Origin of the sequence: Paenibacillus sp. AR247, from assembly GCF_002968895.1 — a bacterium.
GTDB classification, from domain to species: domain Bacteria; phylum Bacillota; class Bacilli; order Paenibacillales; family Paenibacillaceae; genus Paenibacillus_AQ; species Paenibacillus_AQ favisporus.
Genome location: NZ_PCZT01000009.1, coordinates 1,604,896 through 1,606,456 on the forward strand (window position 1 = coordinate 1,604,896; position 1,561 = coordinate 1,606,456).

Here is a 1,561-nt window from a genome sequence, read left to right on the forward strand (position 1 = left end):
CCATCTTGTCCCATCTGATTCACCTCAGTCCGTTAGGGACGCCGTATCTTCAGCCCGTTGCTCCAACCAGGAAAAGCAGGGTGAAAAATGTATTTTTACGTTGGCCGAGACAACGTGCAGATAAATCTTGAACTTGATGGATAAGGCGGAAGGTACAATGAAAAAATCCTGCTTATTTTCTGCTTAATGCTTCTGTCAGCTTCGTCTACCGGCTGCTGGAACCTGAAGGAACCTAACCAGCGTGCTTTTATTATTGGCGTTGGAATGGACATGACCGAGGACAAGGAGCTGGAAATCAGTTCCGAAATCGCTGTACCCGCGGGTTTGGGCAGCAGCCAGGTGACGGGTGCGGGCAAGAAAAACACATTTACGGTCGTGAGTGCGAAGGGAAAGGATTTTATGGATGCCGGGCAGCATATGCAGGCTGAGCTGTCGCGCTCCTTGTTTTATGCCCATCGACAAACGATTCTGATCGGTCAGCATATGGCCGAAGAGGGAGTGGATAAGTATCTCGACATGGTCGTCCGCAACCCAAAATCGGAAATCCGTTCCGTCGTACTCGTTGTTAAGGATGGAACGGCGAAAGAAGTGATCAAAGCCGAACCTACATTTGATCCATTCATCAGTACGACACTTGGCAGTCAGCAAAATGCCCTTGGCATGAAGCCCTACTACTTCCGGTTGTTTTTATGCGATGCCTTCAGCGAAGGAACCCAGCCGATTGTGCCTGCCATCACAGCGGATCCTGCAAGAGGGTACGTATACACTGGCTCGGCCATCCTGAATAAAGATCATGGTCTTAAGCTCGTCGGTTTCCTCGATCCGGAGGAATCGATGTACGATAACTGGATGATGGGTAAGCAAAAAAACCTCACGTTCACCACCCTCATCGGAAAGGAGAACAAGACGATCAGTTTAGCCGTTCAATCCCTAAAGCACCGCACACACATAAAAATGGTTAAGCACCAGCCGCAGATTTACATATCGCTGCACGGCACCGGCAGCATAGTCGAAAACAATTCGTCACTCGATCCTTCCAAGGACGAAGATCTCAAAACAATTCAAGCCAAGCTGAGCCAGGAAGCGGAGGAGAAGGTTCGCAAACTGGTGAATAAAGCGCAGCACCAATATAAGATCGATATATTTGGAATCGGGGAACAAGTGCACAGGCAGCATCCAGAGGTATGGAAAACGCTCAAGCCTCATTGGCACGAAACGTTCCCCGAACTGCCGATCACTGTATCGGTTCATCTCCGGTACAGGGATCCGGGGCAAACCAATTCTTCGCTGTAGATCATCAGTAAACAGGGGAATCCCATCGGAAAGGAGGAGAATCGATGAAGCTGACCGGATCACAAATCTTTTGGACCTTAAGCACGGTGGAAGTCGTCATGGCCGTCTGGTTAAGAGTGTCGCCTGCCATTGAAATAGCCAAGCAGGACGCATGGATGTCCATGATCGTTGCGGGCGCGATCGGGCTGGCCATCACGTATTTGGTCACGCATGTCAGCCTGCTCCATCCCGGAGAAACCTTAACACAGTTCAGCCGTAAGCTGCTTGG

At 50.2% G+C, this 1,561-nt stretch carries 2 protein-coding genes; both read left to right on the forward strand.

The window, feature by feature from the left end:
- Window positions 1-174: 174 nt before the first annotated feature.
- The gene (locus tag CPT76_RS15735; protein WP_258168640.1) at window positions 175-1,293 is read left to right on the forward strand and encodes a Ger(x)C family spore germination protein; all 1,119 of its coding nucleotides are present in this window, start codon (window positions 175-177) and stop codon (window positions 1,291-1,293) included.
- A 44-nt stretch (window positions 1,294-1,337) separates the two neighbouring features.
- Window positions 1,338-1,561: GerAB/ArcD/ProY family transporter (locus tag CPT76_RS15740; RefSeq protein WP_181152872.1), on the forward strand; the 224-nt coding region annotated here is incomplete at its 3' end.